The organism is Corallococcus sp. AS-1-6 (genome assembly GCF_020037015.1).
Classification (GTDB): domain Bacteria; phylum Myxococcota; class Myxococcia; order Myxococcales; family Myxococcaceae; genus Corallococcus.
The window spans coordinates 111,330-124,510 of sequence record NZ_JAIQDE010000010.1 but is presented as its reverse complement, the minus strand read 5'-3'; the positions used below and the strand labels follow the sequence as shown (position 1 = coordinate 124,510).

Sequence of the window (13,181 nt, the reverse complement as noted above, 5' to 3'; positions counted from 1 at the left end):
CCCTTCGTGCTTCAGCGGCCCTGGCGGCCGGTGACTACTTGCCGGTCCGCTTCTCGCGGGCGACGTAGTCGCGGCGGGCGGAGCCCGTGTAGACCTGACGGGGACGGGCGATCTTCTGCTCGTTGTCCGTCACCATCTCCTCCCACTGCGCGCACCAGCCCACCGTGCGGGGGATGGCGAACAGGACGGGGAACATCTCCGCCTGGAAGCCCATCGCCTCGTAGATGAGGCCCGAGTAGAAGTCGACGTTCGGGTACAGCTTGCGCTTCACGAAGTACTCGTCCTCGAGCGCGATGCGCTCCAGTTCGAGCGCGATCTCCAGCAGCGGGTTCTTGCCCGTCACGTCGAAGACCTCGTCCGCCACGCGCTTGATGACCTTCGCGCGCGGGTCGTAGGACTTGTAGACGCGGTGGCCGAAGCCCATGAGCTTCTTCTCGCCCTCGCCGCCCTTCACCTGCTTGATGAACTCCGGGATGTTGGCCTTGCTGCCAATCTCGCGGAGCATGCGGAGCACCGCCTCGTTGGCGCCGCCGTGCAGCGGGCCGTAGAGCGCGCCCACGCCCGCGGCGACCGCGGAGTAGGGGTCCACCTGCGAGGAGCCCACCGTGCGCACGGACGTGGTGGAGCAGTTCTGCTCGTGGTCCGCGTGCAGGATGAAGAGCACGTCCAGCGCCTTCTCCAGCGTGGGGTGCACCTTGAAGGCGCTCGTGCCGATGCGCTTGATCATCGCCAGGAAGTTGGCGACGTAGGACAGGTCGTTGTCCGGGTAGACGAACGGCAGGCCCATCGCGTGCCGGTACGAGAACGCGGCGAGGGTGGGCATCTTCGCGATGAGGCGCGTGATCTGGATCTCACGGCTGCGTGCGTCCTTGATGTTCTTCGCGTCCGGGTAGAACGCGGACAGCGCCGCCACCGTGGAGCCCAGCATCGCCATGGGGTGCGCGTCGTAGCGGAACCCGTCGATGAAGGACTTGATGTTCTCGTGAACCAGCGTGTGGTGGGTCACGTTGAACGTGAAGTTGTCCAGCTCCTTCTGCGTGGGCAGCTCGCCCTTCAGCAGCAGGTAGGCCACCTCCAGGAAGGAGGACTTCTCCGCGAGCTGCTCGATGGGGTAGCCGCGGTACTCGAGGATGCCCTTGTCACCGTCGATGAACGTGATGGCGCTCTTACAGTTCGCCGTGTTCAGGAACGCGGGGTCGTAACCCATCAGACCGAAGTCATCGCTGCCGGTCTTGATCTGGCGCAGGTCGGGGGTGCGGATACAGCCGTTCTCGATCGGGATCTCGTACGTCTTCCCGGTCCGATTGTCGGTGACGGTCAGCGTGTCCTTGGGCATGGGCGGAGATTTCACAGGGCGGCGGACGCTTTCAACAAAAAAGAACGATAAGTCCGGGAGGCGAAGTTTCTGGTCCGCGCGCCCGCTCAGGAATAGCGGACGCCGGCCCGCGCGAGCTGCCGCCAGAAGCCCGGGAAGCTCTTCTCCACGCACTCCGGCCCCGTCAGCTCCAGCGGCACCCCGGACAGCACACACAGGGTGGCCGCTGACATCGCCAGGCGGTGGTCGCCCCGGCTGTCCATGGCGAAGCGCGCGGGCTTCACCTTCGGCGGGAGGATGCGGAGCGACTCACTGTCGGCTCCGGCCGACAGTTCCGTGGTGCCGCCGTAGGCCGACACCAGCGTGCGGATGCCCTCCAGCCGGTCGCTCTCCTTGACCCGCAGGATGCCCACGTCGCTGAGCGTGGTGGGGCGGGGCAGCACGCACGCGAGCGCCGCCAGCGTGGGCAGCAGGTCCGGGCACTCCTTGCCCGTCGCGCGCAGCTCGCCCGTGGCTTCGCCCTCGAAGCGCCACGTGTTGGGCGCGCCGGACGGGAGCATCCTCAGGCCCACTTCGGCGGCCAGCCGGAGGATCGCCTGGTCCGGGTGGGCGCTCTGGGGCTCCGCGCGCTCCACCGTGCCGCCCGTGCGCCAGGCGATGAGCACCAGATAGCCCAGCGAGGACCAGTCGCCTGGCAGTGATGGCACGGATTCAGGCGCCTGATAACCCGTGACGGAATAGTGACCTCCGGACTGTTCCACGGTGAAGCCGAAGCGGCGCAGCCACGCCACCGTGAGGTCCATGTAGCCGGCGCTGGTGAGCGTGCCTTCGATCTCCACGCTCCACGCGCGCCTCTCCCGCAGGAAGCGCTCCGCGCAGCCCAGCAGCAGGCTGGAGGCGTACTGGCTGCTCTGCGCGCCCGGGACGCGGAACACCGGCGCGACCCTGGAGGTGTCCAGGGGCGCGTGCAGCTCCACCGGCCACGGGGCGCCCTCGGTGAGCGTCAGGCCCGCGGGGCCCAGGGCCTCCTTGAGCGACGTGAAGAGCGGTCCGTGCGGGCGCTCACCCAAGCGGGGCGTGCCGGTGAAGCGCACGCGCGCGCCGGGCGTCACCGCGGCCTGCGTGACGAGGATGCGGAAGGGGGCGCCGCCGTCCGCGCAGTCCACGTCGCGCACGGGGCCCGCGGGAAGGCGCAGGGCCTCCACGCCCCGGCGCAGCACGCGCACGTCCGCGGGGAGGTCCTCGTCCGACTCCGCCTGCACCGACGGCAGCGGCCAGGCGCCCGTGAGGTGTCCCAACACCAGGGCGCGCTGGGCGTCCGACTTCGACACGGGCGGGGTGAGCGGTGAGGCGCTCAAGGCGCTCGGGTCGACGGTGAGGCGGTTCGGCGAGGCGTGGCTCACGGGCGGGCTCCACGGGTCCAGGCGGGCCACAGGGCCCGCCACGTCTTGGGCATCACATCCACGACCTCGGCGGTGCCCACGGCGGTGAGCAGCACCATGCGCAGCTCGCCGTTGGCGCCGGCCTTCTTGTCGGCGTCCAGCAGCGCGACCACGTCCTTCAGCGGCGCGCGGTGGGCCAGCTCCGCGGCGCGGTCACGCCCGAGCACGCCCGGGCCCCGCGCCAGCGCGCGCTCCACTTCATGCGCCACGGGCTCCGGGGTGATGCCCAGGTGCCGGCCCACGTCCAGGGCCCAGAGGATGCCCAGGCCCACCGCGTCGCCGTGCGACAGCTTGAAGCGAGACAGGCTCTCCAGCACGTGGCCGAAGGTGTGGCCGAAGTTGAGCACGCGGCGCAGCCCCTGGTGCTCGTAGGGGTCCTTCGAGCAGACGTCCTCCTTCAGGCCGCGCGCGTCCTTCACCAGCTTCTCCAGCGACGGCGGCGTGCGCACGTAGCGCTTGAAGAGGGACCCATCCAGCGACGCGACCATCTTCCACGCCTCGATGGAGCCCTCGCGCACCTGCGCGTCGGACAGCGTGGCGTACAGCTCCGGGCACAGCCACGTCTCATCCGCGTAGTGGAAGACGCCCGCGGGGTTCTTCACCACGCGGCCCCGCACCGTCAGGTCCACCGCGCCCTTGCCGCCCAGGCTGCTGTCCACCGCCGCGAGCAGCGTGGTGGGCACCTGCAACAGCCGCACGCCGCGCTTGAGCAGGTGCGCGGCCACGGTGGCCACGTCGCCGACGGTGCCACCGCCCACGGCGACGAGCGTGCCGGAGCGCGGCAGGATGATTCCCCCCGCGAGCACCTTCTGGAGCGAGCTGAGGCTCTTGGCGCGCTCACCGCCGACCAACTGGATGATGGCGCGCGGCTTGCGGGCCTCGATGGCGGGGATGAGCGTGGGGTGGAAGCGCGCGACGGTGCGGTCCACCACGGCGACGCTGCCCTCGGGCAGCCTGGCGACGAGCTTCGTGAAGGAACCCCAGCGGTCGTTGGGGGGGCGGTAGGAACCGGGAGGAAGCGGGCTCATGCGGAGTGGGGGCGGGCGTTGAACTGCTGGACGAGGTCGGCGATGACGAGCGACACCATGGCCTCCAGCACCGGGACGGCGCGGGGCATGATGCATGGGTCGTGACGGCCGCCCTTGGCGTGATCCGCCAGCGTCGCGGGCGGCTTGAAGAAGGCGCGCACCTGCATGGGCTCACCGTTGGCGAGGCCCCCCTGGATGCCGCCGTACGCGTCCTTCACGGCGTGGAACTTCGTGCCGGGCTGGCCGATGCGCTGGAGCAGATCCGGCGGACCCCACACGACGCCGGTGACCGCGCCGATGCTGCCCAGCGCCTGCGCGATGAGCGCCTTCAGCTTGCCGAAGATGGGCTCGCCCAGGCCCACGGGCAGGCCCTCCACGCGCACGTCGATGGCGCCGCCCAGGCTGTCCCCGGCCTCCTTCGCGGCGAGGATCTGGCGGGACATCTCCTCGCGCACGGCGGCGTCCGGGCAGCGGGTGGCGTGCGCGTCCACCATGGCGCGGGTGAGGCCCGGCGGCGGGACGGAGGCGACCAGCTCACCCACCTGGGAGACGTAGGCGACGGTGCTCAGCGAGGGCAGGTCGCGCGCGAGGTACGCCTCCGCGACGGTGCCGCCGATGACGCGGCAGAGCGTCTCGCGCCCGCTGGTGCGGCCGCCGCCCCGGTGGTCGCGGTGCTTGTAGCGCTCACGCCACACGGCGTCCGCGTGGCCCGGCCGGTCCACGGTGGCCAACTGGTTGTAGTCCTGCGAGCGCTGGTTCGTGTTGCGCACAATGGCCGCGATGGGCGTGCCCAGCGTCTTGTCCTGGAAGACGCCGGAGAGGATCTCCACGGTGTCCGGCTCGTTGCGCGCCGTCACCAGCGCGGACTGCCCGGGACGCCGGCGATCCAGCGCCGCCTGGAGCATGTCGCGCGTGAGCGGCACCCCTGCGGGACAGCCGTCGATGACGGAGCCCAGCGCGGGGCCATGGCTCTCGCCAAACGTGGTCAACCGGAAGAGGGTTCCAAAGGTATTCATGTCGCCGTTTCCCAGAGTTGTCGCTGCCGCCGGGCCTGGGCGACGAACCACGCCGCCCCGAGCAGGAGTGGGGTGCCCCCGCGGCGAACGATCTCCGCGGCGACGCGCCGGCCCGGCGCACCGTATGCGATCACCGCCACGCGTGCCCCCTGGAATCGCAGGTTGTCAGGGGGGGCCACGCGGTCTGGCCACGTCCAGACCCAATCCCCGGACAGCGGTGCTTGTATCTCCGCGCGCTTGACGACCCGCAGGGCGAGCCCGTGTTCAGCGGCCACCAGCCGCAGGGCCTGCGTGGAGCCGCCATCGCCCAGCACCGGCACGTCCTTCGCGCCCAGGCGCGTCAGCACCGCGCGCGCGCCCTCCGTGTCGGTGTTGAAGGACTCCCACCGCGAGCCCCGGCGCACCAGCGTGTTGATGGCGTCCAGCGACGAGCCCGTGTGCTTCGCGAGCCGCATCTTGAACGGGCTCGTCACGGCGAAGCCCGCGTAGTGCGGCAGCAGCGCGTCCACCACCGCCTCCACCGGCGCGTCCTCGGCCAGGTCGATGCGGTCGAACGGCTGGCGGTGGATGCGCGGCGAGCGCGAGTGCGCGATGGCGGTGCCCAGGATGCCCAGGCGGAGCGCGAGCGGGTCCTTCGCCTTGCGGTGCTCGCGCACCACGTCGTCCAGCAGGCGCTGTCCCGGGGCCGCCGTCCACGGGCCGCCCATCGCCACGTACTCCAGGCCGTTCTTGCGCGACAGCACCGCGCGCGCGGGAATGGCGACAGGGCCCATGCCCAGCACGGTGACGCGCTCGGCGCCGAAGCGCTGGGACAGCGCGGCCTGCGTCCGGAGCAGCACCTCCAGGTGCGCGGGTCCGTCCATGGGCTCCACGTGCTTCACCAGCGCGTCCGGCGGGAGGGGGCGGGACCAGCGCCGGAGCGCCTCCTCCGTCGTCAGCGGGCCCTCCGCGTGGTGCGACGCGAGCAGCCTCCCCGGCGGCGCGTCCATGTCCTGCGCGCGCTCCACGTCGCGGTCCACGCGCCACGCGGCCTGGACCCACGGCGCCGGCAGCGGCTTTCCACGCTCGGAGACGAGCAGCGGCATCACGCGGGCGAGCGCCTCCGGGTCGATGTCGCCGGGCGCGTGCAGATCCGTCCGCACCTCGATGACGTCCGCGCCCCGCTTCAGGCCGTCGCGCGCGAAGGCCACGGCGTCCGCGCCGGTGAGGGTGGGGGGCAGGGTGATGATGCGCCGGGTGGCCATCACGCGGGCTCCTGGGCAAGACACCCCCGGAGGAAGTCCGCCAGGGAGATGGTGGGCACGCGGGCGTGCAGCGCCTCGCGTTCATGGAACAGCGAGTGGAGCTCCTCCTCCAGCGACACGTCCGCGCGCAGCCGCGGGCGCGTGGTGTCCGCCATCAGCCGCTCGCGGTACGTGTCGAAGGTGACGGGGACGACGAGCGTGAAGTGCCCCGCGAGCGCCTCAGGATGGTGCGACAGGAAGCCGCCGCCCACCGCCACCACGCTGCCCGGAGGCAGCAGGCCCAGCGTCTCGCGCTCGGCGGCGCGGAAGGTGGTGGGGGACTCAGCCACCCAGGAGCGCAGCGGGCGCCCGTGCCGGCGCTCCAGCTCCGCGTCCAGGTCCAGCCCGGCCCTGCCGAGCAGTTGGGAGACGAGCGGCAACAGGCGCGTCTTGCCGGCCGCCCGGTGCCCCGCGATGACGACCGTCTGCGCGCCGGCGGGGCGGGGGCAGGGCCCCGGGGACGCGAGTGCCCCCTGGAGCGCCTGCTGGAGTCTGGGGTCTACCGACGCGACGACTTGCGAGACGAGAAGGCGCCGGGCCTCAACGGACGGTGCCGACATAGACGTAGGCGGTTCCAAACAGCAGGGGGTGGGCGGCGCGCTCGGAGTAGGCGCCGGCCTGGTCCATCAGGGAGAGGAAGCGCTCGCCGGCGGGGAAGGCCGCGGCGGTGCGGGGCAGGTACTGGTACGCCGCGCGGTTGCCCGTGAGCAGGCCGCCAATCGCCGGCATCACCGTCTTGCTGTAGAAGCGGAACAGCGCGCCGTACGGGCCCGTGGGCTGGCCGAACTCCAGCACCACCACGCGGCCCCCGGGGCGCACCACGCGCGCCATCTCCTGGAGGCACTTCACCGGATCATCCACGTTGCGGATGCCGAAGGAGATGGACGCCACGTCGAACGTGTTGTCCGGGAAGGTGAGCGCCATGGCGTCCTGCACCTGGAACTCCACTTCCAGGCCCGCCTTGGCCGCCTTGGCCGGCGCGCTCTCCAGCATCTCCGGGCAGAAGTCCGTGCCCACCACGCGGCCCGTGGGCCCCACCGTGCGCTTGAACGTCAGCGCCAGGTCACCCGTGCCGGTGGCACAGTCCAGGACCTGGCTGCCTTCCTTCGCGCCGCTGAGCTTCACCGCCGCACGCCGCCACAGACGGTGCACGCCGAAGGAGAGGACTTCGTTCGTCACGTCGTAGCGCGTGGCGATGGAGGAGAACATCTGACGGACTTCGGTGCTCATCGCGCCCCCGCGATCTGTGCCGGCCCCGCCGGCGTCCAAAGGTGACGGTCCACCGCGGCGAGCACGCCCGGCAGCCGTTGCATCAACGTAGCGAAATCCCCGGGCGACATCGCCTGCTGACCGTCGCACAGCGCCTGCTCCGGCCGGGGGTGGACTTCAATCAACAATCCATCCGCCCCACAGGCCGCTGCCGCCAGCGACATGGGAGCGATAAGCGACGGAATGCCCGTCGCATGCGAAGGATCCACGATGACCGGCAGGTGCGTGCGCTCCTTCGCCCACGCCACCGCGGCCAGGTCCAGCGTGTTGCGCATCGCGGTCTCGAAGGTGCGGATGCCGCGCTCGCAGAGCATCACCTGCTCGTTGCCGCCCGCCAGGATGTACTCGGCGGCGTTGAGCCACTCCTGCACCGTGGCGGACAGCCCGCGCTTGAGCAGCACCGGCTTGCGCAGCCGCCCCAGCGCGCGCAGCAGCCCGAAGTTCTGCATGTTCCGCGCGCCCACCTGGAGGATGTCCGAGTGCTCCGCCATGAGGGGCAGTTGCTCCGTCTCCATCACCTCACTGATGATGGGCAGGCCGTGTCGCCGTCCGGCGTCCACCAACAGCTTCAGCCCCGGCTCCCCCATGCCCTGGAACGCGTACGGACTGGTGCGCGGCTTGAACACGCCTCCGCGCAAGAGGTGCGCCCCCGCCTGCGCCACCGCGCGGGCCGCCAGCTCCAACTGCTCCGCGCCCTCCACCGCGCACGGCCCCGCCATCACCACGAAGCCGGGCCCGCCCACCTCCACGGCCCCCACCTGGACGCGGGTGCCGCCTGGACGCGCTGCGCGAAGCACCCGGTGTGCACCCGGGTCACGCCGCCCGGCTGGGTCGTCTGGTTGCTGGCCTCCCACGGCGGCTCCCTCGCTGGAGTTTCTGGAATTCGGGTTCCATTGAGTTCAAGCGGTTTTGAACTCCATGGTGCATGTATAGCCGAGATCGCTTAGAAGACAATCGAAGGTGATGTCACTCGCCTCCCCCGAGGTGCAGGAGAATGGCTGATGACGCCGCTCAGTCCCGCTGAGGATCCGCGATGGGTCGCCGGGATGATGCCCCTGCCCGGAGTGGATCCGCTGGCGGGAGCGGGCAGCCTCGGCGTTCCTTCCGTGTACTGGGAGCGGCCGGTGGCGCGCGAGGCGGTGGCGGGGTGGGGTGAGGCGGGCGTGCTGGAGGCGCACGCGCCCGGTGAGTTGCCGGCGGTGCTGGGCGCGCTCGGGCACGACCGTGTGCGGTGGTTGGACGCGGAGGCCCCCCGGTTGCCGGGCCCCTGGTTCGGCGGCATGCGCTTCAGCCCCACGCAGCCGGTGGACTGCGCGTGGCGCTCGCATGGGCTGGCGCGCTGGACGCTGCCGGAGGTGCTGGTGTGGCGCGAGGGCAGCGCGCTGGCGGTCGCGGTCTTCGCTCCGGAGGGGGCGGGCGCGGAGGACGTGGTGCGCTCGCGGCTGGAGCGCGTGCGGGCGTCCTTTCCCCAGTCCTACCGCCATCCGGTGGGCGCGCCGGTCGCGCTGCGCACGGCCTCGTCGCGGCCGGACTTCGAGGCGCTGGTGGACCGCGCGGTGGAGGCCATTGGCGCGGGCCAGTTGCACAAGGTGGTGCTGGCGCGGGCGCTGGAGGCGGAGGGGCCGGAGCCCTTCGACGTGGTGGACGTGCTGGCGCGGCTGCGCGAGCAGAACCCGCGCTGCGCGACGTTCCTCTTCCGCGCGCCGGACGGAACGGGCTTCCTGGGCGCGACGCCGGAGACGCTGTGCCGGCTGGACGGGCGCAGGCTGGAGACGGAGGCGCTGGCGGGGTCCGCGGCCCCGGGCGGCGCGGAGGCGCTGGACGCGAGCGACAAGGACCGGCGCGAGCATGAAGCGGTGGTGCGCTACATCCTCCAGGCGCTGACGCCGGTGGCGGCGAGCGTGTCCGCGGACGCGCAGCCGTCGGTGCTCGCGCTGAAGAACGTGGTGCACCTGCGCACGGGCATCCGCGCGGAGCTGGCGGACGGCGTGGACACCGCGAAGGTCGTCACCGCGCTGCACCCCACGCCTGCGGTGGGCGGCACGCCGCGCGAGCGCGCGCTTTCGTTCCTGGTGGAGCACGAGTCCCTGGACCGGGGCTGGTACGCGGGGCCGGTGGGCTGGGTGGGCCCCGGGCGCGCGCATCTGGTGGTGGCGTTGCGCTCGGCGCTGGTGCGCGGAGCGAAGGCCCGGCTCTTCGTGGGCGCGGGCATCGTCGCGGGCTCCAGCGCGGAGTCCGAGTGGCGGGAGACGGAGATGAAGAGTCTGGCGATGCTGCGCGCGCTGGGGGGCCGGTGATGTCCCTGGACGCCAACCTCAACGTGCTGTGGTCGCGGGCCCTCCTGGAGGAGCTGGTGCGGGGCGGCGCGCGGCACGCGGTGGTGTGTCCGGGCTCGCGCTCGTCGGCGCTGGCGCTCGCCTGCGCGCACACGCCGGGCATGCGCGTCTGGTCCGTCATCGACGAGCGGAGCGCGGGCTTCTTCGCGCTGGGCATCGCGAAGCAGTCGCGTCAGCCGGTGGTGCTCGTCGCGACGAGCGGCTCCGCGGGCGCGCACTTCTTCCCGGCCGTCATCGAGGCGGCCATGGCCCAGGTGCCGCTGATCATCCTCACGGCGGACCGGCCGCTGGAGCTGCAGGGCTGGGGCGCGCCGCAGACGGTGCCCCAGGGGCGCTTCTACGGTGACTTCGCGCGGCTGTACGCGGACGTGGGCCTGCCCGAGGCAACCAGCCCCGCCATCGCGCACCTGCGGGCCACGGCCGCCCGGGCGGTGAGCACCGCGTGCCGCGCACCCCGAGGCGCCGTGCAGCTCAACGTGCCGTTCCGCGAGCCGCTGGCGCCCATCGCGCAGGACTTCGGCGCGGAGAAGCTGACGGCGCTCGCGAGGGAAGGGCGGACGGACGCGCCCCTCACCCGCATCGCGCAGGCGTCGCGGGCCCCGGACGCGGCGGTGCTGGAGGACGTGCGCGCGCGCATCGCCGCCACCGAGCGCGGCGTCATCGTGTGCGGCCCTCGCGACGAGGACGACGGCTTCGCGGAGGCCATCACCGCGCTGAGCCTGGCGACGGGCTACCCGGTGCTCGCGGAGGCCACGTCGCAGGCGCGCTACGGGGGCGGTCCGCTGACCGTGTCGCTCTACGACGCGCTCCTGCGCCATGAGCCCTTCGCGCGGAGCCACACGCCGGAGCTGGTGCTGCGCTTCGGCGGAGGCCTGACGCCCAAGTCGCCGCAGCAGTGGCTGGACGCCTCCGGCGCGGACATCACCGTCTTCAGCGACGAGGGCGCGCTGTACGACCCGGCGCACCGGGCCGCGCGGGTGGTGGAGGGCAACGCGGTGCTCGCGTGCCGCGCGCTGACGGAAGGGCTGTCGCGAGGCCCCGGCCGCTGGGCGCGGGACTTCGTGAACGCGGAGCGGGTGGCTCGCAGCGCGCTGGAGACGGCGCTCGGTGAACAGCCGGACGCGCTGACCGAGCCCCGGCTGGCGCGCGAGGTGGTGGCGGCGCTGCCGGCGAACGCGCTCTTCTTCGTGTCCAGCAGCATGCCCATCCGCGCGGTGGACGCGTTCGCCCACGGCGGCGGCGTGCCGCTGCGCGTGCTGGCGAACCGCGGGGCCAACGGCATCGACGGCATCGTGTCCAGCGCGGCGGGCATGGCCGCGGCGGCGGGCAGGCCCGCGGTGCTCCTGTCCGGCGACCTGGCGCTGCTGCACGACGTGGGCGGGCTCGTCTCCGCGGCGCGGGCGCGCGTGCCCCTGACGGTCGTGGTGGTGAACAACGACGGCGGCGGCATCTTCTCCTTCCTGCCGCTGGCGCAGGTGGCGAAGCCGGACGAGTTCGAGGCCCTCTTCGGCACGCCGCACGGCATGGACCTGTCGCACGCGGCGGCGCTCGCGGGCGCTCGCTTCGAGCGGCCCACGACGCCCACGGCCCTGCGCGCGGCGGTGCGCACCGGGCTGGAGGGAGGCCTCCACCTGGTGGAGGTCCAGGTGGACCGGGCCACCAACGTGGATGCGCACCGACACCTCTTCGCGCGGATGGCCGCCGCACTGGGAGAAGGACCATGGGCGTGACGCTCGCTTATGACATCTGGGGGGACGGCCCCCATACGCTCCTGGCGCTGCACGGCTTCACCGGCAGCGGCGCTTCATTTGAGCACCTGCGTCCGCTGCTCGGCCGCTCCGTGCGCGTGGTGGCGGTGGACCTGCCCGGTCACGGCCGCACGCCGCTGCCGGAGAAGACAGGCCGTGACGGCTTCCTGGAGACCGTGGACGCCGTGGTCCGCCTGTCCCGCGAGCTGGGCGGCCCGGTGGATCTGCTCGGCTATTCGCAGGGCGCGCGGGTGGCGCTGGGCGCCGCGGTGCGCGCGCCGGAGTGCTTCGGCCGGCTGATCATGGAGAGCGGATCGCCCGGACTGCACCGCCGCCAGGAGCGCTCCGAGCGGCGCGAGGCCGACGCGAAGCTCGTGGACTTCATCCGCGCGAAAGGCGTGGACGCCTTCGTGGAGCGGTGGGAGGCGCTGCCCCTCTTCGACGGACTGCGCCGCCTGCCGGAGCCGGAGCAGGCCGCGCTGCGCGAGCGCCGCAAGGCATGCACGGCGCAGGGGCTGGCCGGAGCGCTGGAGACCCTGGGCCTGGGCGTGCAGCCGGACTACTGGCCGGCGCTGCACCGCCAGCGCCTGCCCACGCTGCTGCTCACCGGGGCGCTGGACGTGAAGTTCACGAACCTGGCGCGGCGCATGGCGGCGGAGCTGCCGGTGGTGTGGCGCCACGCGTTCGCCGGGGTCACCCACGCCCCGCACCTGGAGGCGCCGGAGGCGTACGTGCGCGAAGTGCTCTCGTTCCTCCAGACGCCCTGGTACGAAGCGCCGCAGTTCGAACACGCCATCCTGGCGCGAGAGGCGATCCACTCGTGACGACCCTGGTGAGCACACCCCCTGATGCGGCGCGTCCCAGGCCCACGCTGAAGACGTGGCTGATGGCGGTGCGTCCGAAGACGCTGACGGCCGGCGCGGTGCCGGTGCTCGTCGCCACGGCGCTCGCGTACGGTGACGGCGTGGGGCGCCTGCTGCCCGCGCTCGCGGCGCTCGTGGGCGCGGTGCTGATCCAGATCGGCACCAACTTCATCAACGACTTCTATGACTTCAAGAAGGGCGCGGACACCGAGGAGCGCCTGGGGCCCAAGCGCGTGACGCAGAGCGGGCTCATCGCGCCGGGCACGGTGCTGCTGGGCGGGCTCGGGTGCTTCGCGCTGGCGACGCTGGTGGGGCTGTACCTGGTGGCGGTGGGCGGCTGGCCCATCGTGGCCATCGGCGTGGCGTCGCTGGTGTGCGGCTACGCGTACACGGGCGGCCCGTTTCCGCTGGCCTACCTGGGCCTGGGCGACCTGTTCGTGCTCATCTTCTTCGGCATCGTCGCGGTGACGGGCACGTACTACGTGCAGGCCGGCGTCGTGAGCCCCGCGGCCTGGTGGGCGTCGGTGCCGGTGGGCGCCATCGGCACGTGCCTCATCGTCGTGAACAACCAGCGCGACGCGAGCACGGACGTGAAGGCCGGCAAGCGCACGATGGCGGTGCGCTTCGGCCAGGGCTTCGGCCGGTTCGAGTACGTGCTGCTGCTGGTCGTCTCCTACGTCACGCCGTTCGTGCTGTACGCCCGGGGCGATGCGAGCGCCTGGGTCTTCCTGCCGCTCCTGAGCCTGCCGCTGGTGGTGCCGCCGCTGAAGCTGATGCTGAAGGCGCAGGGCGCGGCGCTCAACCCCGCGCTGGGCGGGACGGCGAAGCTCCAGATGGTGTTCGGGCTGCTGTTCGCGGTCGGGCTGTACCTGCGCTGAAGG

General features: G+C 72.4%; 12 protein-coding genes. 4 read left to right on the top strand and 8 right to left on the bottom strand.

Annotated elements, in window-relative coordinates:
• Positions 1 to 34 precede the first annotated feature (34 nt).
• The 8 genes from K8612_RS15950 to aroF all read right to left on the bottom strand — a co-directional run bounded on the left by K8612_RS15950 (position 35) and on the right by aroF (position 8,150).
• Positions 35 to 1,336, bottom strand: a complete 1,302-nt coding sequence (locus K8612_RS15950; protein ID WP_223738127.1) for a citrate synthase — start codon at positions 1,334 to 1,336, stop codon at positions 35 to 37.
• An 86-nt stretch (positions 1,337 to 1,422) separates the two neighbouring features.
• The gene (locus K8612_RS15945; protein WP_223762870.1) at positions 1,423 to 2,718 is read right to left on the bottom strand and encodes a 3-phosphoshikimate 1-carboxyvinyltransferase; all 1,296 of its coding nucleotides are present in this window, start codon (positions 2,716 to 2,718) and stop codon (positions 1,423 to 1,425) included.
• Positions 2,715 to 3,785, bottom strand: a complete 1,071-nt coding sequence (locus tag K8612_RS15940) for a 3-dehydroquinate synthase family protein (protein ID WP_223762869.1) — start codon at positions 3,783 to 3,785, stop codon at positions 2,715 to 2,717. The genes K8612_RS15945 and K8612_RS15940 overlap by 4 nt, the downstream gene beginning before the upstream one ends.
• On the bottom strand, positions 3,782 to 4,801 hold the full coding sequence (gene aroC, locus K8612_RS15935) for a chorismate synthase (RefSeq protein WP_223738130.1): 1,020 nt from the start codon (positions 4,799 to 4,801) through the stop codon (positions 3,782 to 3,784). Before aroC ends, K8612_RS15940 begins: the two co-directional genes overlap by 4 nt.
• On the bottom strand, positions 4,798 to 6,045 hold the full coding sequence (locus K8612_RS15930; protein WP_255671723.1) for a shikimate dehydrogenase: 1,248 nt from the start codon (positions 6,043 to 6,045) through the stop codon (positions 4,798 to 4,800). The genes aroC and K8612_RS15930 overlap by 4 nt, the downstream gene beginning before the upstream one ends.
• The gene (locus K8612_RS15925) at positions 6,045 to 6,644 is read right to left on the bottom strand and encodes a shikimate kinase (protein WP_223762867.1); all 600 of its coding nucleotides are present in this window, start codon (positions 6,642 to 6,644) and stop codon (positions 6,045 to 6,047) included. The genes K8612_RS15930 and K8612_RS15925 overlap by 1 nt, the downstream gene beginning before the upstream one ends.
• Positions 6,625 to 7,314, bottom strand: coding sequence for a bifunctional demethylmenaquinone methyltransferase/2-methoxy-6-polyprenyl-1,4-benzoquinol methylase UbiE (gene ubiE, locus K8612_RS15920; protein ID WP_223738133.1), 690 nt, complete (start codon positions 7,312 to 7,314; stop codon positions 6,625 to 6,627). Before ubiE ends, K8612_RS15925 begins: the two co-directional genes overlap by 20 nt.
• Entirely contained in the window at positions 7,311 to 8,150 is an 840-nt protein-coding gene (gene aroF / locus K8612_RS15915) for a 3-deoxy-7-phosphoheptulonate synthase (protein WP_223762866.1), read from the bottom strand. The genes ubiE and aroF overlap by 4 nt, the downstream gene beginning before the upstream one ends.
• A 204-nt stretch (positions 8,151 to 8,354) precedes the next feature.
• Here aroF and K8612_RS15910 point away from each other — a divergent pair, with 204 nt between their 5' ends.
• From K8612_RS15910 to K8612_RS15895, 4 genes are read left to right on the top strand one after another with little or no spacing between them, the layout of a single operon-like run.
• Positions 8,355 to 9,650 (top strand): isochorismate synthase MenF, encoded by a 1,296-nt coding sequence (locus K8612_RS15910; protein ID WP_223762865.1) that lies wholly within the window; start codon positions 8,355 to 8,357, stop codon positions 9,648 to 9,650.
• Positions 9,650 to 11,419, top strand: coding sequence for a 2-succinyl-5-enolpyruvyl-6-hydroxy-3-cyclohexene-1-carboxylic-acid synthase (gene menD / locus K8612_RS15905; RefSeq protein WP_223762864.1), 1,770 nt, complete (start codon positions 9,650 to 9,652; stop codon positions 11,417 to 11,419). Before K8612_RS15910 ends, menD begins: the two co-directional genes overlap by 1 nt.
• Positions 11,410 to 12,261, top strand: a complete 852-nt coding sequence (gene menH / locus K8612_RS15900; protein ID WP_223762863.1) for a 2-succinyl-6-hydroxy-2,4-cyclohexadiene-1-carboxylate synthase — start codon at positions 11,410 to 11,412, stop codon at positions 12,259 to 12,261. The genes menD and menH overlap by 10 nt, the downstream gene beginning before the upstream one ends.
• Positions 12,258 to 13,178 (top strand): 1,4-dihydroxy-2-naphthoate polyprenyltransferase, encoded by a 921-nt coding sequence (locus tag K8612_RS15895; protein WP_223762862.1) that lies wholly within the window; start codon positions 12,258 to 12,260, stop codon positions 13,176 to 13,178. Before menH ends, K8612_RS15895 begins: the two co-directional genes overlap by 4 nt.
• Positions 13,179 to 13,181 lie beyond the last annotated feature (3 nt).

Coding starts and splice junctions, on each gene's coding strand:
- aroC (WP_223738130.1), bottom strand. CDS start 4,801: ATGAATACCTTTGGAACCCTCTTCCGGTTGACCACGTTTGGCGAGAGC.
- K8612_RS15930 (WP_255671723.1), bottom strand. CDS start 6,045: ATGGCCACCCGGCGCATCATCACCCTGCCCCCCACCCTCACCGGCGCG.
- K8612_RS15925 (WP_223762867.1), bottom strand. CDS start 6,644: ATGTCGGCACCGTCCGTTGAGGCCCGGCGCCTTCTCGTCTCGCAAGTC.
- menD (WP_223762864.1), top strand. CDS start 9,650: ATGTCCCTGGACGCCAACCTCAACGTGCTGTGGTCGCGGGCCCTCCTG.
- menH (WP_223762863.1), top strand. CDS start 11,410: ATGGGCGTGACGCTCGCTTATGACATCTGGGGGGACGGCCCCCATACG.
- K8612_RS15940 (WP_223762869.1), bottom strand. CDS start 3,785: ATGAGCCCGCTTCCTCCCGGTTCCTACCGCCCCCCCAACGACCGCTGG.
- ubiE (WP_223738133.1), bottom strand. CDS start 7,314: ATGAGCACCGAAGTCCGTCAGATGTTCTCCTCCATCGCCACGCGCTAC.
- K8612_RS15950 (WP_223738127.1), bottom strand. CDS start 1,336: ATGCCCAAGGACACGCTGACCGTCACCGACAATCGGACCGGGAAGACG.
- K8612_RS15910 (WP_223762865.1), top strand. CDS start 8,355: ATGACGCCGCTCAGTCCCGCTGAGGATCCGCGATGGGTCGCCGGGATG.